Raw genomic sequence first — 22,746 nt, forward strand, 5'->3', positions numbered from 1 at the left:
GGTACACCGCGCAGGCTGGTTTTGCGGCTGCTTCGCACCCGAGCGGGAGCAAGCTCCCTCGCCACAGAGGAAGGGGGCATCCCCAGGAACAATGGTCAGCCGTGCAGGCGCACCCACACGCTGACCAGCAGCGTCGCCGCCATCAACCACGCTACCGCCGCCACCGCCAGCGAAGCCTCCAGTCGCATCCGGTCGACCATCACATACAAGGTCGCCAGGTAGACGAAGTACGGAATGATCGACCACATGCCGAACACGATGGTGGTCTTCAAATCATCCAGCGAGCGGCCCTTGCCGACGATGTAATGGGCGATCAGCGCAAAGGTCGGAAACAGCGGCACCAGCCCTGCGATGTAATAGTTTTTGGTCTTGGCCAGCATGGCGAGAATCACCACCACCGCCGCGCCCAGGGTTGCTTTGAACATCAGGTCCATCAGTGGCTCAGCCCGTATTTTTTCACTTTGTCGAACAGCGTGGTCTTGGCCATTCCCAGTTCCAGGCTGGCCTGGGTCAGGTTGCCGCCGCTGCGCTGCAGGGCGTCGCTGAGCAGGTTGCGTTCGAAGGCTTCAACTGCTTCGGCGAAGGCCAGGCCCTGGTTGCTGCCGCTGGCGCCGGTTTTTTTGAAGGCCGGCAGGCCGAGGGCGAAGCGTTCGGCAACGTTGCGCAATTCACGCACGTTGCCCGGCCAGTCGTGGCTCATCAGCGTCGACAGGGTCTGGTTGTCCAGCTCCGGCACGGCACGGTCGAAGCGCAGGGATGACTGCTGCAAAAAGTGTTCGAACAGTTGCAGGATGTCTTCGCGGCGTTCGCGCAGCGGCGGCAGTTCCAGGGTCACCACGTTCAGGCGGTAATACAGGTCGCTGCGAAACTCGCCAGCCTTGCTCGATTGATCCAGATCGGACTTGGTCGCGGCGATCACCCGGCAATCCACCTCGACGCTCTGGTTCGAACCGAGGCGTTCGAGGGTGCGCTCCTGCAACACCCGCAGCAGTTTGATCTGCAATGGCAGGGGCATGCTTTCCACTTCGTCGAGGAACAACGTGCCGCCGTGGGCATGTTCGATCTTGCCGATCCGTCGTTTGCCGGCGCCGGTGAAGGCGTTGGCCTCGTGGCCAAAGATCTCGCTTTCGAACAGGTTCTCTGGCAGGCCACCGCAGTTCAGCGCGACGAATTGTTTGGTGTGCCGGCGGCTGAAGTCGTGCAGGCAGCGCGCGACCAGTTCCTTGCCGGTGCCGGTCTCGCCTTCGATCAGCACGTTGGCCGAAGTATCGGCGACGTTGGCGATCAGTTCTCGCAGGTGCTGCATGGCAGGCGAGCGACCGATGATCCGGCCTTCGAGGGAGTCACGTTCGAAAAGTTGACGACGTAACGAAGAGACTTCCCGCGCCAGGCTGCGTTGCTCCAGCGCGCGGCGGGCCACGTCCACCAGGCGTTCCGGGGAGAAGGGTTTCTCCATGAAGTCGTAGGCGCCTTTCTGCATCGCGCCGACGGCCATCGAGATGTCGCCGTGGCCGGTAATCAGCACCACCGGCAGGCTGCGATCGCGGGCCTTGAGCCGGGTCAGCAGTTCCAGGCCATCGATGCCGGGCAAGCGGATGTCACTGATGACAATGCCGGCGAAGTTATCGCCGACTCGCTCCAGCGCTTCTTCGGCGCTGCCGACGCCCACGCAGGGAATGTCTTCCAGGGTCAGCGCCTGTTGGCAACCGAGCAGTACATGGGGGTCGTCTTCGACGATCAACACACTAAGGTCGTTGTTCATATTGGCTCGGCGGGAGTGGGGCTTACCAACGGTAAACTGAGGACGAAGGTGGTGCCACCGCTGGCCGGGTGTTCGACACCCAGATGCCCGCCAGTGGCGGCGGCCAGGCTCGCCGACAGGGTCAGGCCGAGGCCCAGGCCCTGTTCGCCGGGTTTGGTGGTGAAGAACGGTTCGAACAGATGCTTGCGCGCTTCGGCATCGATACCGTGGCCATTGTCGCGCACCCGCAGGCGATACTTGCGGTCGAACTCCTCGCCTTCGAGCCACAACGCCGGTTGGGGCTGCGACTGCATGGCGTCAAGCGCGTTGCCGATCAGGTTGACCAGAATTTGCTCCAGGCGGGTCTGGTCGATCTGCACCTGCACGTCGGTGAAGTCGCGATGCAATTGCAGATGCACGTTTTCCATACGACTGCCCAGCAGTTGCAGGGCGGCGTCCACGGCTTTGCCGAGGCTGGCCTGGCCCTTGTCATCGCCGCGCCGGGCGAAGGAACGCAGGCTGGCGGTAATCCGGCCCATGCGGTCGATCAGTTCGTTGATGGTCTTGAGGTTGGTGCTGGCCACATCCAGCTGACCGCGTTCCAGAAAGCGCACGGTATTGCCGGACAAGGTTCGCAATGCAGCCAGCGGCTGGTTCAATTCGTGGGCAATGCTGGTGGACATCTGGCCGATGGCTGCCAGTTTGCCAGCCTGGACTAGTTCATCCTGGGCGCGGCGCAACGTCTCTTCGGCCTGTCGGCGTTCGCGGATCTGACCCTTGAGCCGTTCGTTGCTGGCGCGCAGGTCGGTGGTGCGTTCGGCAATCCGACGCTCCAGTTGATTGTTGGCTTCCTGCAGGGCTTCTCGCGCTGCAAGGCGAGTGGCGATCACTTTGCGTCGCTCGTTCCAGGCGATCAGCAGAAACGCCACCAGGGCAAACGCCACCGCCACCAGAATCCCCTGGTTGATTGCTTCACGCCGCAGGTCTTGCAGGGGCGTGAGCAGGGTGAAATTCCATGGTGTATCGCTCAGCGGCCGGGTTTGCGAGAGGTAGCTGATGTTCTCTTCATCGGACTCCAGTTCGCTATTGGCGGGGAAGGTCAGTTTCTCTTCGCCTTCGGCCAGTTTCTCCCGCGCCAGCGGTTGCAGTTCATTCAGCGGAAACCAGTAGTACTGCAGGCTGCGGGCCAGTTTTTCCTTGGTTTCGTCGGTCAACGGCACCACCGATTTGAGCCGCCGCGCCGGATCGCTGGAAAGAATGATGATGCCGTTTTCGTCGCTGACGAAGGCTTCCAGGCGCGCGCGCTGCCAGCGTTCTTCCATGGCTTCGAGGCGAACCTTGACCACCGCGACGCCGATGATCTTGCCGTGCTCTTCTAGGCCATGAGCCAGGTAATAACCGGGTTCGCCACTGGTGCTGCCGATGCCATAGAAGCGCCCCGGCTGACCGCGCACGGCGTTCTGGAAATAGGCGCGGAAGGACAGGTCTTCACCCAGGTAACTGTCGACATCGCGCCAGTTGCTGGTGGCCAGGACGCGACCGGTGGTGTCCATCACATAAATGGCCCGACTGCGGCTGCGCCGGTTCAGGCCTTCAAGGTATTCGTTGACCGTCTGCCGGAGTTCCGGTGACGGGTCGGCCAACAGCTTCGAAACACTGGACTCGAGTTCCAGCAGGCTGGGCAGGTAGGTGTACTTGCTGATCTCGCTCTCGACGGCGCGGGCGTGCAGTTCCAGCTGACGCTGGCCGTTCTCGCTGAGGCTGCGAATTCCGTAGTGTTCACTGACCCAGAAGCCGATGTAACCCAAGCCGATCATCAGGGCGACGATCAGCGGCGGCAGGAACAGATGGCGAATCAAACGGGGTTTCACGGCGAGTGATGGCGGCGCGGCGCGATAGAGAGTGGAGTCGCATTTCATCACAGATGCCTTGGGTCAACCACAACACAATATCCATATCCCCACGGGCCCCGTGGGAGTTGCTGTGTGGCGAGGGGGCTTGCCCCCGTTGGACTGCGTAGCAGTCCCAATACCTGAATACTCGGCTTGTCAGATACAACCCGAATCCAGATATTGGGGCCGCTTCGCGACCCAACGGGGGCAAGCCCCCTCGCCACAAAAGCCCGCTCCCACAATTGGGGGAGCGGTGTCTTCCTTCTTAGTGCTGCAGGATTTTCTCGAGGAAATGCTGCGCGCGGTCGGAGCGGGCGTTGATGTCGCCGAAGAACTCCTCTTTCTTGCAGTCTTCGATGATCTTGCCCTGGTCCATGAAGATCACCCGATCGGCCACTTTGCGCGCAAAGCCCATTTCGTGGGTCACGCACATCATGGTCATGCCTTCGTGGGCCAGTTGCACCATCACATCGAGTACTTCGTTGACCATTTCCGGGTCCAGTGCCGAGGTCGGTTCGTCGAACAGCATCACGATCGGGTCCATCGCCAGCGCACGGGCAATCGCCACACGCTGTTGCTGACCACCGGAGAGTTGGCCCGGATGCTTTTTGGCGTGGGCGGAGAGGCCGACGCGTTCGAGCAGTTGCAGGGCTTTCTTGGATGCCTCTTCCTTGCTGCGACCCAACACCTTGACCTGTGCGATGGTCAGGTTGTCCATGATGCTCAGGTGCGGGAACAGTTCGAAATGCTGGAACACCATGCCAACGCGCGAACGCAGTTTCGGCAGGTTGGTCTTCGGGTCGGCGATGGACGTGCCATCGACGATCACGTCGCCTTTCTGGAACGGTTCCAGGGCGTTGACGCATTTGATCAGGGTGGATTTGCCGGAGCCGGACGGCCCGCACACCACAATCACTTCGCCTTTTTTGACCTCGGTGCTGCAGTCAGTCAGTACCTGGAAGTCGCCATACCACTTGTTGACATTCTTGATAGAGATCATACGGCAAACCTTTTTTGCAGACGCTTGACCAGCAGCGAGGCGGCAAAGCTGATTGTGAAGTACGTGAGACCTGCGAAGATCAGGAACTCATTGGAGCGGCCGATGATGTCGCCACTGGCACGCGAGGCATTGAGGAAGTCCACCAGACCGACCGCATACACCAGCGAGGTGTCCTGGAACAGGATGATGCTCTGTTGCAGCAGCAGCGGGGTCATCTTGCGAAACGCTTGCGGCAGGATGATCAGCCGCATCATCTGGCCATATTCCATGCCCAATGCCTGGGCAGCGCCCATCTGGCCCTTGGGTATCGACTGCACGCCAGCCCGGACGATTTCGCAGAAGTACGCGGCTTCGAACATCATGAAGGCCACGATGCACGAGGCGAACGCGCCGATCGGCGTGTCTTCGCCGGTGATCCAGCGTAATACGAATGGCACCGCCAGGTAGAACCAGGTGATGACCAGCAGCAGTGGGATCGAACGGAAGTAGTTGACGTAGGCGCCGGCAATGTTCGACAGCAGTTTGCTGTGGGACAGGCGCATCAGTGCCAGGATCGTGCCGAGAATGATCCCGCCGCTCACGCCCAGGGCCATCAGCTTGAGGGTCATGACCATGCCGTTCCACATACCCGGCAGGGACGGAATGATGCCCGAGAAGTCGAATTCCATCATTTACCCCCTACGGAAATCAGGCCCGGTACGGCGACTTTCTTCTCGACCGCGCGCATCAGCAACATCAGGCTCATGTTCAGGGTGAAGTAGATCAGCGTGGCCAAAGTGAAGGCTTCGAACAGGTTGGCGGAGAACTCGGCGGTCTGTTTGGTCTGCGCGAGCAGCTCCATCAGGCCGATCAGCGATGCGACGGAGGAGTTCTTGAACACGTTCAGGAATTCCGAGGTAAGCGGTGGAATGATGATGCGGTAAGCCTGGGGCAGCAGCACGTTCCAGTAGATCTGCGGCAGCTTGAAACCCCCATGGCGCGAGCAGCGGATTCCTGGCCGCGGGGCAGCGCCTGGATACCGGTGCGCACTTGTTCACAAACGCGAGCCGTGGTGAACAGGCCCAGGCACACGACGACGCTGAGGAAGGCCGAGGTGGTCGGGTTCAGGTCCTGCTTGTACCAGTCTTGCAGGTTTTGCGGCAGCAGGTCGGGTACCAGGAAGTACCAGATGAACAGCTGAACCAGCAGCGGCACGTTACGGAAGAGTTCGACGTAGCAGGTCGCGATGCCCGATACGATGCGATTCGGCACCGTGCGCATGACGCCCAGAATCGAGCCCAGCAGCAGGGCGATGATCCAGGCCGCGACGGCGATGGCGATGGTCCAGCCCAAACCGGAGAGGTACCAGTCGAAATAAATTTCGCTGCCCACGCCGGTGGACTTGAAGAACACGCCCCAGTCCCAGTTGTAATTCATTAGGGTCTCCCCTCGGATTCGATCGATGTACAAATGCCCGCCTGGGGACTCCGTTCCCGCCCGACTCTAATGGTCAGGCACACACGAACGGCTCGACAGCCACCGGTTCGAGTGTTTCCAGAAATGCCAGCAGGGAGTGACAACCCCTGAAAGGGCAAAGGCTCTCTCAGGGGATAAGGTTAGTCAGGAATCAGGATTTCTTTTCGTCAGCCGCTTTGTCGGTCGGATTGGCGATCAGGGCCTTGAGCTCGTTGCTCATCGGGAACATCAGGTTCAGGCCTTTAGGCGGGATTGGCTGCATGAACCATTTTTCGTAGATCTTGTTGATCTCGCCGGACTTGTAGGTCGCGATGATGGCGTCGTCGACAGCTTTCTTGAACGGCGCGTCGCCCTTGCGGACCATGCAGCCGTAGATTTCGAAGGATTGTGGTGTACCGGTCACGTTCCAGTCATCCGGCTTCTTGGCCTTGGCCATTTCACCGGCCAGCAAGGCGTCGTCCATCATGAAAGCAACGGCACGGCCGGTTTCCAGCATCTGGAAGGACTCGCCGTGGTCCTTGGCGGAGATCACGTTCATGCCCATCTGCTTGTCGGCGTTCATCGACTTGAGGATGCGCTCGGACGTGGTACCGGCGGTGGTCACGACGTTCTTGCCTTTGAGGTCGGCGAAGTCTTTGTATGGGGAGTCTTTCTTGGCCAGCAGCTTGGTGCCGATTTCGAAGATGCCGACGGAGAAGTCAACTTGTTGCTGACGCTCGACGTTGTTGGTGGTGGAGCCGCACTCGACGTCCACGGTGCCGTTCTGCACCAGCGGGATACGGGTTTGCGAGGTCACCAGGTTGTATTTGACCTGGAGGTTGGGCATGTCCAGGTCTTTCTTGATGGCTTCGACGATTTTCAACTGGATATCGTGGGAGTAGCCAACCGGTTTGCCGGAGGCGTCCGCGATGTAGGAAAACGGAATGGAAGCGTCACGATGCCCGAGGGTGATGGTGCCGGACTCTTTGATCTTCTTCAGTGTGCCGGTGAGTTCGGCGGCGAAAACTGGAGTGCTAATCAGAGCGGCAGCAATGGCTGCGCCCAGGATATGGGGAACGATGCGCATCAAATTTTCCTCGACATTGTTTTTATATGGAGCCAGTTCTTCGGCCCTTTTTGGTGCTTCGAATGCCCAAGGGCTCCTGAAGTGTTGGCGCAACAGGCATTCGTCCAAGAGTGTAGAGCATGACTCGTGCCAGGCCAGGCTGATCTGGTCAACTTATTGATTTATAATGATATTAAATATTTATGGCGTGGTTTTTCGGGATGGGGAATCCGGTTAACCGAATTGACCGATGGGTCGCGTTCGGAAAACCGAATGCAATCTCTCGTCTTGCACCTATCCCCTGTGGGGGCGAGCCTGGAGATATGTAGTGTTTGGCGGAATGCAAAAAGCCCCTGAATCATGAGATTCAGGGGCTTTGGTTCAATTGGATTGTCGATCAGGCCGCTTCGATCTTGCTGCGGTTCTGTTCGACCTTGTTCAGGTAATCCTTGAGCTTTTCCTGTTCCGCCGGGGTGGTGAACAGCGCAAGTTTGCTGCGGCGCCAAAGAATGTCGTCGGCGGTGCTTGCCCATTCTTCGCTGCACAGGTAATCGACTTCGCGGGTGTAAAGGCCGCCGCCGATGTGCTCGCCCAGGTCACTGAGTTTTTCAACGCCTTCGAGCATGCGCCAGGTGCGGCTGCCGTAAGTAGTGGCCCAGCGCCGGGCGATCTCGGTGGGCACCCAGTCGAACTTGTCGCGGATCCGCGAGCTCAAGGCCTGCGGGGTGGTCATGTCTTCGCCGCCGGGCAGGGGAGCGCTGGTGGTCCAGCTTGGCTTGATGTGCGTGAAGTACGGGGCCAATTGCGCCAGCGCCGACTCGGCCAGTTTGCGGTAAGTCGTCAGTTTGCCGCCGAACACCGACAGCAGTGGCGCTTCTTCGGCACTGCCCGACAACGCCAGGGTGTAGTCGCGGGTAACGGCCGACGGGTTGTCGGATTCATCGTTGCACAGCGGGCGAACGCCGGAATAACTGTGCAGGATGTCGCTGCGGCTGATTTGCTTCTTGAAGTGGGCGTTGACCACTTTCAGCAGGTAATCGGTTTCGCCCTCAGTGATTGCCACTTTCGCCGGGTCGCCGGTGTACTCGCGGTCGGTGGTGCCGATCAAGGTGAAGTGGTTCAGGTAGGGAATGGTGAAGACGATGCGCTGATCTTCGTTTTGCAGAATGTGCGCGTGTTCACCTTCGTACAGTTTCGGCACGATCAGGTGGCTGCCCTGGATCAAGCGGATGCCATACGGCGACTCCATCTTCAGGTCGTCCCGGATAAATTGGGCGACCCATGGGCCGGCAGCATTCACCAGCGCTTTGGCGCGGATCGAAAACAGGCTGCCATCGGCGCGTTCCAGGTGCAGGTTCCACAGGCCCTTGCTGCGACGGGCACTGACGCAACGGGTCTGCGTATGAACGTGAGCGCCTTTCTCGCGGGCAGCCATGGCGTTCAGCACGACCAGGCGTGCGTCATCGACCCAGCAATCGGAGTATTCGAAGCCTTTGGTGATCTCGCTTTTCAGTGCGCTGTCCGGGCCGAATTTCAGGCTTTTCGAGCCTTGGAGTTTTTCCCGTTTGCCGAGGTGGTCATAAAGGAACAGGCCGGCGCGGATCATCCAGGCCGGACGCAGGTGCGGGCGGTGTGGCAGCACGAAGCGCATCTGTTTGACGATATGCGGCGCCTTGGCCAGCAGCACTTCGCGCTCGGCGAGGGCTTCGCGTACCAGGCGGAATTCATAATGTTCGAGGTAGCGCAGGCCGCCGTGAATGAGCTTGCTGCTGGCTGACGAGGTGTGGCTGGCCAAGTCATCCTTTTCGCAAAGGAACACCGAAAGGCCGCGACCGGCGGCATCCGCTGCGATCCCCACGCCATTGATCCCACCACCGATGACGGCGATATCGTAGACCTCGGCGAGAGGGGGCGTAGGCAAGGTAGAAGTGGGCATCGGCTAGCCTCGGTTTTTAGAGTTTCTGTATTTGAATTCGAACATTTATGTTCACTTACGAAAATATTAGCCCATAAAGACGCCCACAGCCAGCCAGCTTCGATTGAAAATACTGATCGAAGGGGTGTTAAAGGAAAATTTTCGAACATTGAATGATGACAGTGGAGGCTTTTGTGGCGAGGGAGCTTGCTCCCGCTGGGCTGCGAAGCAGCCCTAAAACCGGCAATCGGGGTATTTCAGAATGAACATGCCATCTGATTTGCGTCTGCTGCGCAGCCGAACGGGAGCAAGCTCCCTCGCCACAGGGGAGCGAGCTGTTTCGAAAGGAGTTAAACCACTTCCAACCGAATCTTGTGCTGGCTCAGCAACTGCGCCAAGGCCGGCGAAGGCGGTTGATCGGTGACCAGGCAATCGATCAGGCTGATCGGCCCCAGGCGAATCATGGCGTTGCGCCCGAATTTGCTGGAGTCGGCTGCGAGAATTACCTGTCGGGCGTTGGCGATGATCGCTTGGGACACCCGCACTTCCTGATAATCGAAGTCCAGCAGGCTGCCGTCTTCATCGATGCCGCTGATGCCGACCAGGGCGAAGTCGACCTTGAACTGGTTGATGAAGTCGACGCTGGCCTGGCCGACCACGCCTCCGTCACGCCGCACATTCCCCCCCGTCAGCAGCACGTCGAAGTCGTCCTTGGCGCTGAGCATCGAGGCCACATGCAGGTTGTTGGTGATGATTTTCAGGTGGTTGTGATTGAGCAGCGCCCGGGCGATGGATTCGGTGGTGGTGCCGATGTTGATGAACAGCGAGGCGTGATCTGGAATCTGCGCCGCAATGGCTTCGCCAATACGCTGTTTTTCATCGCGCATCTGATCGGCGCGCATGGCGTAGGCGGTGTTTTCGACACTGGAATCATAGGCTGCGCCGCCATGGTAGCGCCGCAGCAAATTGACTTCCGCCAGTTGATTGATATCGCGGCGGATGGTTTGCGGTGTAACGACGAACAGCTGAGCCATTTCCTCGATGCTGACATAACCGCGCTCGCGGACCAGTTCGAGGATTTGCTGCTGACGGGGAGGCAGATTCATGGGGCTTCCTTTGGGCTGCCGTGCAAAATTTGCCCATGATGCCGCAGGAATCCGCTCCCTACCAGTTAGAACCCGACCTTGGCTTATTCAGCACCCTCATGCGGTTCCCAGTCGCGGGTGCGGCTGACGGCTTTTTTCCAGCCGGCGTAGAGTTTTTCCTTCGCGGTTTCGTCCAGTGTCGGTTCGAACTCGCGCTCGATCACCGCCTTGCCGCGCAACTCGTCCAGACTGCCCCAGAAGCCGCAAGCCAAACCAGCCAGGTAAGCCGCACCCAGCGCTGTGGTTTCGCGCATTTTCGGACGTTCGACCTGCGTGCCGAGAATGTCGGCCTGGAATTGCATCAGGAAGTTGTTGGCGACAGCTCCGCCGTCCACTCGCAGGGACTTCAGGCGTTCGCCGGCATCCTGTTGCATGGCGTCGAGAACGTCGCGGGTCTGGTAGGCAATCGACTCCAGCGCGGCACGAATGATGTGATCCACGCGTACGCCACGGGTCAGGCCGAACAGGGCGCCACGGGCATACGGGTCCCAGTAAGGGGCGCCCAGGCCGGTGAAGGCTGGCACCAGGTACACGCCGTTGCTGTCCTTGACCTTGTTGGCAAAGTATTCGGTGTCGTGGGCGTCGTTGATGATTTTCAACTCGTCACGCAGCCACTGCACGGTGGAGCCGCCATTGAAGACAGCGCCTTCCAGGGCGTAGGCCACTTCACCGCGCGGGCCGCAGGCGATGGTGGTGAGCATGCCGTGTTTGGATTTGACCGCTTTGTCGCCAGTGTTCATCAGCAGGAAGCAACCGGTGCCGTAGGTGTTTTTCGCCTGGCCGGGCTCGACGCACATCTGGCCGAAGAGTGCTGCCTGCTGATCGCCGGCAATACCACCAATGGCGATGCCGCTTTTGGTGTGGCCGTAGATTTCGGACGACGATTTTACTTCAGGGAGCATCTCGCGCGGGATGTCGAGGACGTCCAGCATCTTCGCGTCCCACTCCAGCGCATGGATATTGAAGAGCATGGTGCGCGAGGCGTTGGTGTAGTCGGTGACGTGAACCTTGCCGCCGGTAAATTTCCAGATCAGCCAGCTGTCGATGGTGCCGAACAGCAGTTCACCCTTGCGCGCACGTTCACGGCTGCCTTCGACGTTGTCGAGGATCCACTTGAGCTTGGTGCCAGAGAAGTACGGGTCGGTGACCAGGCCAGTGGTGTCGCTGATGTATTGCTCGTGGCCGTCGCGCTTGAGCTGCTGGCAGATTTCGGTGCTGCGCCGGCACTGCCAGACGATCGCGTTGTAGATCGGGCGGCCGGTAGTCTTGTCCCAGACCACGGTGGTTTCGCGCTGGTTGGTGATGCCGATGGCTGCGACCTGGTCGTGATGCAGGCCGGCTTGAGCCAGGGCCTCGACCATCACGGCGCTTTGGGTGGCGAAGATTTCCATCGGGTCATGCTCGACCCATCCGGCTTGCGGGTAGTGCTGTGCGAATTCACGTTGGGCGGTGCAGACCACGTTCGCGTCACGGTCGAAAATGATCGCGCGGGAGCTGGTCGTACCCTGATCGAGGGCAATGATGTAGTTCTTATTCTGAATGTCGGTCATGTCGATTGCCTTGGACGAAATAAGGAAGTGAAGTCAGGCGCGGGACCAAATGGGCAGGGTCACGCGCCAACGGTTTCAAGACGTTCTTGGTTTGCCATCAATGGCCGGCGTTGCGTCCTTTGTAGCAGGTATGGCGCCGATCAGATGACGGGCAATCAGCCCGCGATAAGCTGCAGCACCGAGGCAGGCACCGACAATCGGTGCAAAAACCGGAATCAGGAAGTACGGGATATCGCGCCCGCCAGTGAAGGAAATTTCACCCCAGCCCGCAAAGAAAGTCATTAGTTTAGGACCGAAGTCGCGGGCCGGGTTCATCGCGAAACCGGTCAACGGGCCCATCGAGCTACCAATCACGGCAATCAGCAGGCCGATCAGCAACGGCGCCAGCGGCCCTTTGGGCAGACCGTTGTTGTCATCGGTCAGCGACATGATCACGCCCATCAGGATGGCAGTGATGATCACTTCAACCAGAAAGGCCTGGGCTGTGGACAGGGCTGGGTTAGGGAAGGTGGAAAACACCGAGGCCAATTCAAGGCTGGCCTGGGTGCCACGAACCATTTGGTGAGTTTGTTCGAAATCGAAGAACAGGTTGCTATACAGCGTGTAAACCAACAATGCCCCGCAGAAAGCGCCGGCCACTTGGGAGACGATATAGAAGGGCAGTTTGCGCTTTTCGAAATCAGCGAAAATGCTCAGCGCGATACTCACGGCAGGATTGAGATGCGCGCCGGAAACGCCGGCGGTGAGGTAGATCGCCATGCTCACGCCAACCCCCCAGATGATGCTGATTTCCCACAGCCCGAAGCTGGCGCCCGCGACCTTGAGCGCGGCAACACACCCGGTACCGAAAAAGATCAGCAGTGCGGTACCTAGAAACTCGGCCATGCATTGGCTCGAGAGCGACGGTTGTTGTAAAGCAGTTGTCATTGAAAACCTCGTTTTTGTTTTTGTCTGGCGCTTTTTCATCAAGATCGAAGCGCGATTTTCACCGAGGCAGGATCCCCATCCTGATCTCGGCTTACTGCTGGGTACGACAGTGAAACATTCGTACAGTATTCGTATTCGAAAAAATATAGACAAGAAACGCTGATGTCAAAGGTCGAAAGTGAACGATCGGTCATATTTCAACTATCAGTCAAATGAATGACCGCGTTGTTCGCGCGGCAGACCGAACGTGGATGAGCGGTCGAAGGCCTCGCCAGGCCTTTGAAATAGCGCCGCGATAGAGCCTTTTATCGATCAATGACCTAGAATCCTGCGCAGTATTTTTTTTCTGTCGCCAAGCCAGGAGCTGTCATGACCCCCGCATTGGATTTGTTGAAAAAAGTTCGGGCCGAACATCGCGTGCACAGTTACGAACACGATCCAAAGGCGGCGTCTTATGGTCTGGAGGCTGCAGAGAAACTGGGGCTGGACCCCGCGCAAGTGTTCAAGACGTTGCTGGCAGCCAGCGAGAAGGGGGAATTGTTGGTGGCGGTGGTGCCGGTTGTCGGAAGTCTGGACTTGAAGGCGCTGGCGCATGCCGCTGGCGTGAAGAAAGTCGAAATGGCTGATCCTGCGGCTGCACAGCGGTCGACGGGGTACCTGTTAGGCGGCATCAGCCCACTCGGGCAGAAGAAGCGCCTGCGCACCTTTATCGATCGTTCGGCTCAGCCTTTTTCCAGCATCTTCGTCAGCGCCGGACGGCGTGGTCTGGAAGTCGAACTGACGCCTGCCGTGTTGGCCGAATACACCCAGGCGAAGTTCGCTGATATCGGTCGCGCTTGAGCGGAGGGCGCGGGAGGAGTTGTTCTGTCGGTTAAACGAGAATCCAGGGAGCGAGGCGTCAGCTGGCGGTGCTATGGCGCCGAACACCGGATTCGACCGGCGGAATCTGTGCCGCCGTGCTGCCAGATGCCTGGAACAGCACCAAGTGTTCAGCCGCCACCCGGATTCCTACTTCTGCACCGACCAGATGATCGGCATGGCTCGGGAAGATCGACTCTAGCTGCGCGCCCGTAGGCATCTGCAAGCGGTACAAGGTTGATGCACCCTGAAAACTCTTGCCGACAATCTGTGCCTTCAACGGGCTGTCTGGGGCATAGACGATATCGTCCGGACGCAGCAACACGTCTACGGCGCCTCCAATCGGCCAGGTGTAGGCGCGATTGCCGCGCAGTTCACCCAGCTCGGTCTGCACCGACTCCGGGCTGCTCAACTGACCGCGAATGAAATAACCCTGGCCTATGAAACTGGCCACGAACGGTGTCAGTGGTTCGTGATAGAGGTTGTAGGGCGTATCCCATTGCTCCAGGCGGCCTTCCTTGAAAACGCCGACATGGTCGCTGACGGCGAAGGCTTCTTCCTGGTCGTGGGTCACCAGAATCGCACTGGTGCCGCGAGCCTTGAGAATGTCGCGTACTTCATGGCTGAGCTTGCGCCGCAGTTCACCGTCGAGGTTGGAGAATGGTTCGTCGAGCAACAGCAATTGCGGCTCCGGCGCCAGGGCGCGGGCCAGTGCAACACGCTGCTGCTGGCCGCCGGACAGCTCATGGGGGAAGCGCTTGCCGAGGTTTTTCAGGTTGACCAGTTCGAGCAGTTCTTCGGTGACGCGATCCTTTTGCGGATGCTTGCGGATCCCGAAGGCAATGTTCTCGGCCACGCTCAAATGCGGAAACAGCGCGTAATCCTGGAACACCATGCCGATCCGGCGTTTCTCCGGGGCGAGGGTGAAACCGGCGCTGGAGATGGTCTCGCCCGCTAACTGGATTTCACCTTCGTGCACCGGTTCGAAACCGGCAATTGCCCGCAGGGTGGTAGTTTTGCCGCAGCCCGAAGACCCCAGCAGGCAGCCGATATCGCCGGCATTCAAGTGCAGGTTGAGGTTTTGCACGACCCGCTGGTTTTGATAACCGCAGGCCAGGTCGCGCAGGTTCAGCAGTAATGGCTGGCTCATGCGTGGTGGTACGAAGGTGGAACGAGAAATTCGAGCAGGGCCTTTTGGGCATGAAGACGGTTTTCGGCTTGATCCCAGGCTACTGAACGCGGGTCGTCGAGCAGGTCGAGGCTGATTTCCTCGCCACGGTGGGCCGGCAGGCAATGCATGAACAGCACGTCCGGCGCGGCCAGGTCGAGTAGCGCACGGTTGACCTGGAATGGCGCGAACAGCTTCAGGCGTTTGGCGGTTTCTTCTTCCTGGCCCATGGAGGTCCAGACGTCGGTGCTTACCAGATGCGCGCCGCGCACGGCTTCCTGTGGATCGCGGACGATGGTCACCCGATCGCCGGCCTTGGCCACGAATTCAGGGTTGGGCTCGTAGCCTTCCGGGCAAGCGATGCGCAACTGGAAGTCGAACTGGATCGCCGCTTCTATATAGCTGTTGCACATGTTGTTGCCGTCGCCGATCCAGGCCACGGTCTTGCCTTGAATCGAGCCGCGGTGTTCGAGGAAGGTTTGCATGTCGGCCAGCAACTGGCACGGGTGCAAGTCATCGGACAGGCCGTTGATCACCGGTACGCGGGAGTTGGCGGCGAATTCGGTCAGGGTGCTATGGGCAAAGGTACGGATCATCACCGCATCGAGCATGCTCGACATGACGATGGCGCAGTCGCCGATCGGCTCGCCACGGCCCAGTTGGGTGTCGCGTGGCGACAGGAAGATCGCCTGGCCACCGAGCTGGATCATGCCGGCTTCGAACGAAATACGGGTACGGGTCGAGGACTTCTCGAAAATCATCCCCAGGACGCGGTTCTTCAAAGGCTCGAACAGTACGCCGCGGTTACGCAGGTCCTTGAGCTCAACGCCTCGACGGATCACGCTGACCAGCTCTTCGGGCGTGCAATCCATCAGGGAGAGAAAGTGCCTTGCGCTCATCATTGACTACCTTTTTGCAACAGACCGCAGATACTCAAAGCCTTGTTTAACTGAAAAACGGGCGAGACCTGCGGCGTAAGCCGCACGGGGCGACGAAATAGGGGGAGGCGCGATATTGACATTAAATGTCGCGTTTTTCCAATAGGCTACAGTGTTTAGGGGATTTCAGAGGGGCTACGGGATGACCGCAATAGCGCTTTTGAAGCCTGTGTCCTGATAGCAGCTAACCATTTGTACACCGGGCCCGCGGGGCTTGGCAATCAGACGGGGCGCGGGCGACATACTGGTAGTCGGTTTTTGACCTGTCATTCGAGCCATCGGCGGGCAATGTGTCTGGTCTGAAACATTTGCTAATGCAAAGTGCTGGGTTATAACTAGGGCCTGTCTCCAGCCGGCGCGGGCTCAGGACATACTGGATGACAGGCCCTCACGAGCGATGCAGGAAGCCCTTGGAATGGAATCGAAAGAACAACTGTTGATGGAGCTGCTCGGTCTGACCGCACGCTCTCTGACCCACCTCACTGCTTCCATGACCTCGATGTCTTTCGAGTTGTTACGCAGTGAAGACGAAGTCACCAAGGCGGCTGGTCGGCGCATGATCGACCGGATGGCCACCATCAGCACCGGGCTCGACGAGCATTGGCGGCTGATCGGCGAGCTCACCGGCGTGCATGTTGCCCACGAACAGATCGAAACAATCGAGGAAATCCAGCTGCAGGCGCCGCCGAGCCTGCCGCCGAACTGATCTCCTTGCCGTCATCGGCTGGCCTGATGGTTGCCGATTCACAAGACGAACGTCGCTGGCAAAGGGGCGAGTCGCGCGCCATAGTTTTGTTCCCGCGGCCGACATCGCCCGCCCAGAACAAGACAGAGACTGGCCATGACTAAGACTCTCCATCACCGTGCGTGCCATCTGTGTGAAGCCATCTGCGGCCTGACCATCGAAACCACCGAGGTCGAAGGCAGCGGCGTGCAGATCACCTCGATCAAGGGCGACCCTCAGGACAGCTTCAGCCGTGGGCATATCTGCCCCAAGGCGGTGGCCCTGCAAGACATTCAGAACGACCCGGATCGCCTGCGTCAGCCGATGCAGCGAGTGGGTAGCGAGTGGCAGCCTATCGAGTGGGAAGATGCGTTCAGCCTTGTAGCCGAACGCCTGGCGGCGATTCAGGAGCGTCACGGGCAGAACGCGGTGGCGGTCTATCAGGGCAACCCCAGCGTGCACAATTACGGGTTGATGACCCACAGCAATTACTTTCTAGGCCTGCTGAAAACCCGCAACCGGTTTTCCGCGACGTCGGTCGATCAGTTGCCCCATCACCTGAGCAGTCATTTGATGTACGGCCACGGTTTGCTGTTGCCGATCCCGGACATCGATCACACCGATTTCATGCTGATCCTGGGCGGCAATCCACTGGCTTCCAACGGCAGCATCATGACCGTGCCGGATGTCGAGAAGCGCCTTAAGGCGATTCAGGCCCGGGGCGGTAAAGTGGTGGTGGTCGATCCGCGTCGCAGCGAGACGGCGGCGATTGCCGATCAGCATCTGTTCGTGCGCCCCGGCGGCGATGCGGCGCTGTTGTTCGGACTGCTCAATACGTTATTCGCTGAAGGCCTGACCCGCGACAGTCATTTGCCGGTCGATGGTCTGGATGAAGTGCGTAAGGCGATCGCAGGTTTCACTGCCGAGGCCATGAGCCCGCTTTGCGCGGTGCCCGCCGAGCAGATCCGCCAACTGGCGCGGGACTTCGCGGCAGCGCCGACAGCGGTGTGCTACGGGCGCATGGGTGTTTCGACCCAGGCTTTCGGCACCCTTTGCCATTGGCTGGTGCAACTGATCAATCTGGTCAGCGGCAACCTCGATCGGGTGGGTGGTGCGTTGTGCACCGAACCAGCGGTGGATCTGGTGGCATCGACCTCGGGCGGGCATTTCAACCGGTGGCAGAGCCGGGTGTCCGGGCGTCCGGAATACGCGGGAGAACTGCCGGTGTCGGCGCTGGCCGAAGAGATGCTCACCGAAGGGGAAGGGCAGGTCCGCGCGTTGATCACCGTGGCGGGTAATCCGGTGTTGTCCACACCCAATGGCCGGCAGCTGGAGCAGGCGCTGGACGGGCTGGAGTTCATGGTCAGCGTCGACCTGTACATCAATGAAACCACGCGTTATGCCGACCTGATCCTGCCGTCGACTTCGGCGCTGGAAAACGACCATTACGACACCACCTTCAACATGTTCGCGGTACGCAATGTCACCCGTTTCAACCGGGCGATTCTCGCCAAGCCGCAAGGCGCGTTGCATGACTGGGAGATCTTCGTGGGGCTGGCCAAAGCCTTTGCGGCGAAGACCGGCAAGGAGCTGAAACCGACCATTGCACCGGCACAGATGATCGACCAAGGGCTGCGGATGGGCCTGTATGGCGATGCTTCGCAGTACAAGCTTTCGCTGGCGAGCTTGTTCGATCACCCTCACGGTATCGATCTCGGGGCGCTCAAGCCCAATTTGACGCCTCGTCTGAAGACGGCTAATCAGCGCGTCCAGGCGGCGCCTGTGGAGATCCTCGCCGATCTGGCACGCTTTGCGGCGCTGCAAGCACCGGCCGCCGATGAGTTGCTGATGATCGGTCGCCGCCATGTGCGCAGCAACAACTCATGGATGCATAACTATCACCGACTGGTGAAGGGCAAACCGCGCCATCAACTGCTGATGCACCCGGACGACCTGGCCAGCCGCGGGCTCAGCGATGGGCAGCGGGTGCGCGTCAGTTCACGGGTCGGCGTGATCGAGGTTGAAGTGGTCGCCAGCCTCGATATGATGAAAGGAGTGGTCAGCCTGCCCCACGGTTGGGGCCATGCGCGACCGGGCGTGCAGATGACGATTGCCAGTGGCCAGCCAGGTTCCAGCGCCAATGACCTGACTGACGAATGTCAGCTCGATGAGTTGTCGGGCAATGCGGCATTGAACGGCGTGCCGGTGACCGTGGCGGCGGCGTGAACATGACTGTCGGGGAGGCCGAGCATGGCGCTCGGGTTTCCGTTACAATGCGCCACCGTGCCGACCACTGAGTCGGAAAGTTCAGCCGAGGTGCTCCATGGATATCATCGAAACGATTAAAGAGCAGATTGCCAACAACACCATTCTGCTTTACATGAAAGGCTCGCCGAATGCCCCGCAGTGTGGGTTCTCCGCGAAAGCCGCCCAGGCTGTGATGGCCTGTGGTGAAAAGTTTGCCTATGTGGATATCCTGCAGAACCCGGAAATCCGCGCCAACCTGCCCAAGTACGCCAACTGGCCAACCTTTCCACAACTGTGGGTGGCGGGTGAACTGGTCGGTGGTAGCGACATCATGACTGAAATGGCTGCTGACGGTTCGTTGCAAGCGACGATCAAAGCCGCTGTTGAAGCTGCTGCTGCCAACAAGACCGACGCCTGATTCGGTACCTGTAGGAAGCGCACACAAAAAGCCCCGCCTCTTTAAAAGAGAGCGGGGCTTTTTATTGCATCGGGGTTAGAGGCGTAGAACTTACTCTTCGCCCATCTGCGATTGCAGATAGTTCTCAAGACCGACTTTATCGATCAGGCCCAGTTGGGTTTCCAGCCAGTCGATATGTTCTTCTTCGGATTCAAGAATGTCTTCGAGCAGTTCACGGCTACCGAAGTCGCCAACGGTTTCGCAATGAGCGATCGCGACTTTCAAATCGGCATGGCCATCGCGTTCGATCTTCAAGTCACACTCAAGCATTTCCTTGGTGTGTTCGCCGATGTTCAGCTTACCCAGGTCCTGAACGTTCGGCAGGCCTTCAAGGAACAGGATGCGCTTGATCAGCTTGTCGGCGTGCTTCATCTCGTCGATGGATTCGTGGTACTCGTGCTTGCCGAGCTTGTTCAGGCCCCAATCTTCGTACATGCGCGCATGCAAAAAGTATTGATTGATCGCGACCAGTTCATTGGCAAGGATCTTGTTGAGATGCTGGATGACTGTAATGTCGCCTTTCATGATGGGGTCCTGCCCTGTATTAGCTGTCTATAAGGCAGAGTCTGAGCCGCGCAATTAAGAGTGTCAAACCTAAGTTATTGAAACTTATATGAAAATTAATCGGAATAAGAATGTTTGTGTTCCGCGTCTGGTGCCTAAGCAATTGATTTTCGGGCATAAAAAAACCGGACATCAGTCCGGTTCTTTGAAATGCGGTAGTCAGGCGGCCGTAAATTCTACGGGGTAGGGGATCGCCGCCTGGGCCGTTTGCAGTTTGCCCAGTGTTTCACGCACCACTTCCTTGGCCAGGCAAGCGCATTTACCGCATTGGCCGGCTACGCCGGTAGCCAGACGGACTTCCTTATAGCTGCAGCAACCTTCATAGATTGCATCGCGGATTTGACCGTCGGTGACGCCAGTGCAGAGGCAGACATACATAAGTGAGAACCGTCGCTGGTTGTGACTCAATTGCGATGGATCTTAATGTTAACGAGAATGATTGTCAAAGTGGTTTCTGAAGCCTTTTCGTCATAAGGGCCTGTGACTGACGAACGGTTTCTTCTTACACCTGTCATGAGAAAAATATAGCAACGGCCTTTTTACCTTCCAGGAAAAAAACCGTTAAGGCGCTAAGGACAGGTGAAAAACGCGGTGTATGATGGTCGGCCTTTTGCGAAGCAGGTTCGTGTCACAGGGCTGTCGCCCGAGGGTGGCAGGCTGGCATGAACCCTGTTCTTCAACGTTATTACACCAGGAGATATCCAATGAGCGTACTCGTAGGCAAACAAGCCCCTGACTTCACCGTACCGGCCGTACTCGGCAATGGCGAGATCGTTGACAGCTACACCCTGTCCTCGGCCATCAAAGGCAAATACGGCCTGGTGTTCTTCTATCCACTGGACTTCACCTTCGTTTGCCCGTCCGAGCTGATCGCTCTGGACAACCGCATGGCTGACTTCAAGGCTCGTAACGTTGAAGTGGTCGCGGTATCGATCGATTCGCACTTCACCCACAACGCATGGCGCAACACCCCGGTGAACAATGGCGGTATCGGCCAGGTTCGCTACACCATGGCTGCCGACATGAAGCACGAAATCGCCAAGGCCTACGACGTTGAGTCCGAAGGCGGCGTGGCTTTCCGTGGCGCGTTCCTGATCGACGACAAAGGTGTTGTCCGTTCGCAGATCATCAATGACCTGCCGCTGGGCCGTAACATGGAAGAGCTGATCCGTCTGGTCGACGCTCTGCAATTCCACGAAGAGCACGGCGAAGTTTGCCCTGCCAACTGGAAAAAAGGCGACAAAGGCATGAACGCTTCGCCAGAAGGCGTTGCTGCTTACCTGACCGAGAACGCTGCTGCGCTGTAAGGCACGTTCGAGGCATAAAAAAACCGGCTGATGAGGCCGGTTTTTTTATGGGCGGGATAAACCCATGCTGTTCACTTGGGGCGGATCAGTCGTTGTAGTTTTCCCAGCCACCCATTTGTTTCCAGCGATTGACGATGCCGCAGAACAGCTCGGCAGTCTTCTCCGTGTCATAGCGAGCCGAGTGGGCCTCACGACCATCGAAGTCGATATCGGCTGCCTGACAGGCCTTGGCCAATACGGTTTGACCGTAGGCCAGGCCTGCGAGGGTTGCGGTATCGAAGCTGGAAAATGGATGAAACGGGTTACGTTTCATGTCCAGGCGTGCGACAGCGGCGTTGAGGAAGCCCAGATCGAAGCTGCTGTTGTGCCCGACCAGAATCGCCCGTTTGCAGCCGTTGGCTTTCAGGGCCTTGCGGATGCCACGGAAAATATCAGTCAGGGCCGCTTCTTCAGTCACCGCCATGCGCAACGGGTGATCGAGCTTGATCCCGGTGAACTCCAGAGCGGCCGCTTCGATGTTCGCGCCTTCAAATGGCTCGACGCGGAAGAAGTAGGTGTGATCGGGATACACAAACCCTTTTTCATCCATGGCGATGGTGGTTGCAGCAATTTCCAGCAGGGCATCGGTGGCCGAATTGAAGCCACCGGTTTCTACATCGACAACTACCGGCAGGTAACCCCGGAACCTGGCTGCCATTGGATGACGAGGACCGCCTCCGCCGCCTTGACCGTCCTGTTCGTCGTCGAAATGGTCTTCACTCACGCGTGTTCCTCCAGCAGGCGCCAGCGCAGTTTTTCACCGGCGCGCAGCGGGATTACGGTCAGCTCGCCAAATGGCAGGCTGGTTGGGGCGGTCCATTCGTCACGGACCAGGGTGATGCGATCGGTGTTCGCCGGCAGGCCGTAGAAACGCGGGCCATTGAGGCTGGCGAAGGCTTCAAGCTTGTCCAGCGCATTGCGCTGTTCGAAGGCTTCGGCATACATCTCGATCGCGGCGTAAGCGGTGTAGCAACCGGCGCAGCCGCAAGCCGCTTCTTTGGCGTGCTGGGCATGGGGGGCCGAGTCGGTGCCGAGGAAGAACTTGTCGCTGCCGCTGGTGGCGGCGTCGAGCAGGGCTTCCTGGTGGGTATTGCGCTTGAGGATCGGCAGGCAATAGAAGTGCGGCCGAATCCCGCCCACCAGCATGTGGTTGCGGTTGTACAGCAGGTGATGCGCGGTGATGGTAGCGCCAACGTTGGCCGAAGCCGAGTTGACGAACTGCACGGCGTCGGCGGTGGTGATGTGTTCGAACACCACTTTGAGCGTCGGGAAACGCTCGACCACACGACGCATGTGCTCATCGATGAAGATTTTTTCGCGATCGAAAACGTCGACATCGCCACGGGTGACCTCACCGTGAACCAACAAGGGCATCCCGACTTCGGCCATGGCCTCGAGCGCAGGGAAAATCTTGTCGATGCTGGTGACGCCAGAGTCCGAGTTGGTGGTCGCGCCGGCCGGATACAGCTTGGCGGCGTGAATAAAACCACTGGCCTTGGCTTCACGAATTTCTTCGGGCTGGGTGCGGTCGGTCAGGTACAGAACCATCAGCGGTTCGAAACGGCTGCCGGCCGGACGTGCGGCGAGAATCCGCTGGCGATAGCCATCGGCTTCGACAGCGTTGCGTACCGGAGGTACCAGGTTGGGCATGATGATGGCGCGACCAAAGGTGCGCGCGACATCCGCGACGGTATTGGTCAACACAGCACCATCGCGAAGATGAATATGCCAGTCGTCGGGACGCAGCAGGGTCAGGCGGTCGGACATGAGGGGA

At 58.9% G+C, this 22,746-nt stretch carries 21 protein-coding genes and 1 pseudogene; 5 read left to right on the plus strand and 17 right to left on the minus strand.

What is annotated here, in order from left to right; all coding sequences use genetic code 11:
• Window positions 1–95: 95 nt before the first annotated feature.
• The 11 genes and pseudogenes from ACZ9BB_RS01425 to ACZ9BB_RS01475 form a co-directional block, all read right to left on the minus strand.
• Window positions 96–425 (minus strand): GlpM family protein, encoded by a 330-nt coding sequence (locus ACZ9BB_RS01425; RefSeq protein WP_476212230.1) that lies wholly within the window; start codon window positions 423–425, stop codon window positions 96–98.
• Between the two features lie 8 nt (window positions 426–433).
• Window positions 434–1,762, minus strand: coding sequence for a two-component response regulator AauR (gene aauR, locus ACZ9BB_RS01430; RefSeq protein WP_476212231.1), 1,329 nt, complete (start codon window positions 1,760–1,762; stop codon window positions 434–436).
• On the minus strand, window positions 1,759–3,660 hold the full coding sequence (aauS, locus tag ACZ9BB_RS01435) for a two-component sensor histidine kinase AauS (RefSeq protein ID WP_476212232.1): 1,902 nt from the start codon (window positions 3,658–3,660) through the stop codon (window positions 1,759–1,761). Before aauS ends, aauR begins: the two co-directional genes overlap by 4 nt.
• A 238-nt stretch (window positions 3,661–3,898) precedes the next feature.
• The gene (locus ACZ9BB_RS01440) at window positions 3,899–4,633 is read right to left on the minus strand and encodes an amino acid ABC transporter ATP-binding protein (protein ID WP_476212233.1); all 735 of its coding nucleotides are present in this window, start codon (window positions 4,631–4,633) and stop codon (window positions 3,899–3,901) included.
• Window positions 4,630–5,301: an amino acid ABC transporter permease gene (locus ACZ9BB_RS01445; RefSeq protein WP_476212234.1), complete on the minus strand. Its 672-nt coding sequence runs from the start codon at window positions 5,299–5,301 to the stop codon at window positions 4,630–4,632. Before ACZ9BB_RS01445 ends, ACZ9BB_RS01440 begins: the two co-directional genes overlap by 4 nt.
• Window positions 5,301–6,049, minus strand: a pseudogene (locus tag ACZ9BB_RS01450) (amino acid ABC transporter permease). The gene ACZ9BB_RS01445 and the pseudogene ACZ9BB_RS01450 overlap by 1 nt, the downstream one beginning before the upstream one ends.
• 190 nt (window positions 6,050–6,239) lie before the next feature.
• Window positions 6,240–7,154 carry a glutamate/aspartate ABC transporter substrate-binding protein gene (locus ACZ9BB_RS01455; RefSeq protein WP_476212235.1) on the minus strand — a complete coding sequence of 305 codons (915 nt, stop codon included), beginning with the start codon at window positions 7,152–7,154 and terminating at the stop codon, window positions 6,240–6,242.
• Window positions 7,155–7,530: 376 nt separating this feature from the next.
• Entirely contained in the window at window positions 7,531–9,069 is a 1,539-nt protein-coding gene (gene glpD, locus ACZ9BB_RS01460) for a glycerol-3-phosphate dehydrogenase (protein WP_476212236.1), read from the minus strand.
• A gap of 329 nt (window positions 9,070–9,398) precedes the next feature.
• Window positions 9,399–10,154: a DeoR/GlpR family transcriptional regulator gene (locus ACZ9BB_RS01465; RefSeq protein WP_095632280.1), complete on the minus strand. Its 756-nt coding sequence runs from the start codon at window positions 10,152–10,154 to the stop codon at window positions 9,399–9,401.
• Between the two features lie 83 nt (window positions 10,155–10,237).
• On the minus strand, window positions 10,238–11,743 hold the full coding sequence (glpK, locus tag ACZ9BB_RS01470; RefSeq protein ID WP_476212237.1) for a glycerol kinase GlpK: 1,506 nt from the start codon (window positions 11,741–11,743) through the stop codon (window positions 10,238–10,240).
• A 75-nt stretch (window positions 11,744–11,818) separates the two neighbouring features.
• The gene (locus tag ACZ9BB_RS01475; RefSeq protein ID WP_476212238.1) at window positions 11,819–12,670 is read right to left on the minus strand and encodes an MIP/aquaporin family protein; all 852 of its coding nucleotides are present in this window, start codon (window positions 12,668–12,670) and stop codon (window positions 11,819–11,821) included.
• A gap of 369 nt (window positions 12,671–13,039) precedes the next feature.
• Here ACZ9BB_RS01475 and ybaK point away from each other — a divergent pair, with 369 nt between their 5' ends.
• A complete protein-coding gene (gene ybaK, locus ACZ9BB_RS01480; RefSeq protein WP_476212239.1) occupies window positions 13,040–13,510 on the plus strand; it encodes a Cys-tRNA(Pro) deacylase in 471 nt (156 codons plus the stop codon).
• Window positions 13,511–13,568: 58 nt separating this feature from the next.
• On the opposite strand, the gene ACZ9BB_RS01485 is transcribed toward ybaK, so the two are convergent.
• Entirely contained in the window at window positions 13,569–14,678 is a 1,110-nt protein-coding gene (locus tag ACZ9BB_RS01485; RefSeq protein WP_476212240.1) for an ABC transporter ATP-binding protein, read from the minus strand.
• Complete coding sequence (gene argF, locus ACZ9BB_RS01490; protein ID WP_253553548.1) at window positions 14,675–15,595, minus strand: ornithine carbamoyltransferase; 921 nt, start codon at window positions 15,593–15,595, stop codon at window positions 14,675–14,677. Before argF ends, ACZ9BB_RS01485 begins: the two co-directional genes overlap by 4 nt.
• A gap of 454 nt (window positions 15,596–16,049) precedes the next feature.
• Between argF and ACZ9BB_RS01495 the strand changes: the two genes are divergently transcribed.
• The 3 genes from ACZ9BB_RS01495 (at window position 16,050) to grxD (ending at window position 19,023) form a co-directional block, all read left to right on the plus strand.
• Window positions 16,050–16,340: a hypothetical protein gene (locus ACZ9BB_RS01495; RefSeq protein WP_476212241.1), complete on the plus strand. Its 291-nt coding sequence runs from the start codon at window positions 16,050–16,052 to the stop codon at window positions 16,338–16,340.
• A 135-nt stretch (window positions 16,341–16,475) separates the two neighbouring features.
• Window positions 16,476–18,584 carry a molybdopterin oxidoreductase family protein gene (locus ACZ9BB_RS01500; RefSeq protein ID WP_476212242.1) on the plus strand — a complete coding sequence of 703 codons (2,109 nt, stop codon included), beginning with the start codon at window positions 16,476–16,478 and terminating at the stop codon, window positions 18,582–18,584.
• 97 nt (window positions 18,585–18,681) lie between these two features.
• The gene (gene grxD / locus ACZ9BB_RS01505; RefSeq protein ID WP_476212243.1) at window positions 18,682–19,023 is read left to right on the plus strand and encodes a Grx4 family monothiol glutaredoxin; all 342 of its coding nucleotides are present in this window, start codon (window positions 18,682–18,684) and stop codon (window positions 19,021–19,023) included.
• 90 nt (window positions 19,024–19,113) lie between these two features.
• Here the strand turns inward: grxD and bfr are convergent, their stop codons facing one another.
• Both bfr and ACZ9BB_RS01515 read right to left on the minus strand, forming a co-directional pair.
• A complete protein-coding gene (gene bfr / locus ACZ9BB_RS01510) occupies window positions 19,114–19,587 on the minus strand; it encodes a bacterioferritin (RefSeq protein ID WP_123500680.1) in 474 nt (157 codons plus the stop codon).
• A 198-nt stretch (window positions 19,588–19,785) separates the two neighbouring features.
• Window positions 19,786–20,004: a bacterioferritin-associated ferredoxin gene (locus ACZ9BB_RS01515; RefSeq protein WP_018926608.1), complete on the minus strand. Its 219-nt coding sequence runs from the start codon at window positions 20,002–20,004 to the stop codon at window positions 19,786–19,788.
• 326 nt (window positions 20,005–20,330) lie between these two features.
• On the opposite strand from ACZ9BB_RS01515, the gene ACZ9BB_RS01520 reads away from it, so the two are divergent.
• The gene (locus ACZ9BB_RS01520; RefSeq protein ID WP_253416557.1) at window positions 20,331–20,933 is read left to right on the plus strand and encodes a peroxiredoxin; all 603 of its coding nucleotides are present in this window, start codon (window positions 20,331–20,333) and stop codon (window positions 20,931–20,933) included.
• An 85-nt stretch (window positions 20,934–21,018) separates the two neighbouring features.
• On the opposite strand, the gene rnt is transcribed toward ACZ9BB_RS01520, so the two are convergent.
• Both rnt and pyrC read right to left on the minus strand, forming a co-directional pair.
• Window positions 21,019–21,696 (minus strand): ribonuclease T, encoded by a 678-nt coding sequence (gene rnt / locus ACZ9BB_RS01525; RefSeq protein WP_476212244.1) that lies wholly within the window; start codon window positions 21,694–21,696, stop codon window positions 21,019–21,021.
• Window positions 21,693–22,739: a dihydroorotase gene (gene pyrC, locus ACZ9BB_RS01530; protein ID WP_476212245.1), complete on the minus strand. Its 1,047-nt coding sequence runs from the start codon at window positions 22,737–22,739 to the stop codon at window positions 21,693–21,695. Before pyrC ends, rnt begins: the two co-directional genes overlap by 4 nt.
• Between the last annotated feature and the right edge of the window lie 7 nt (window positions 22,740–22,746).

Source organism: Pseudomonas sp. TE3552, from assembly GCF_056278945.1.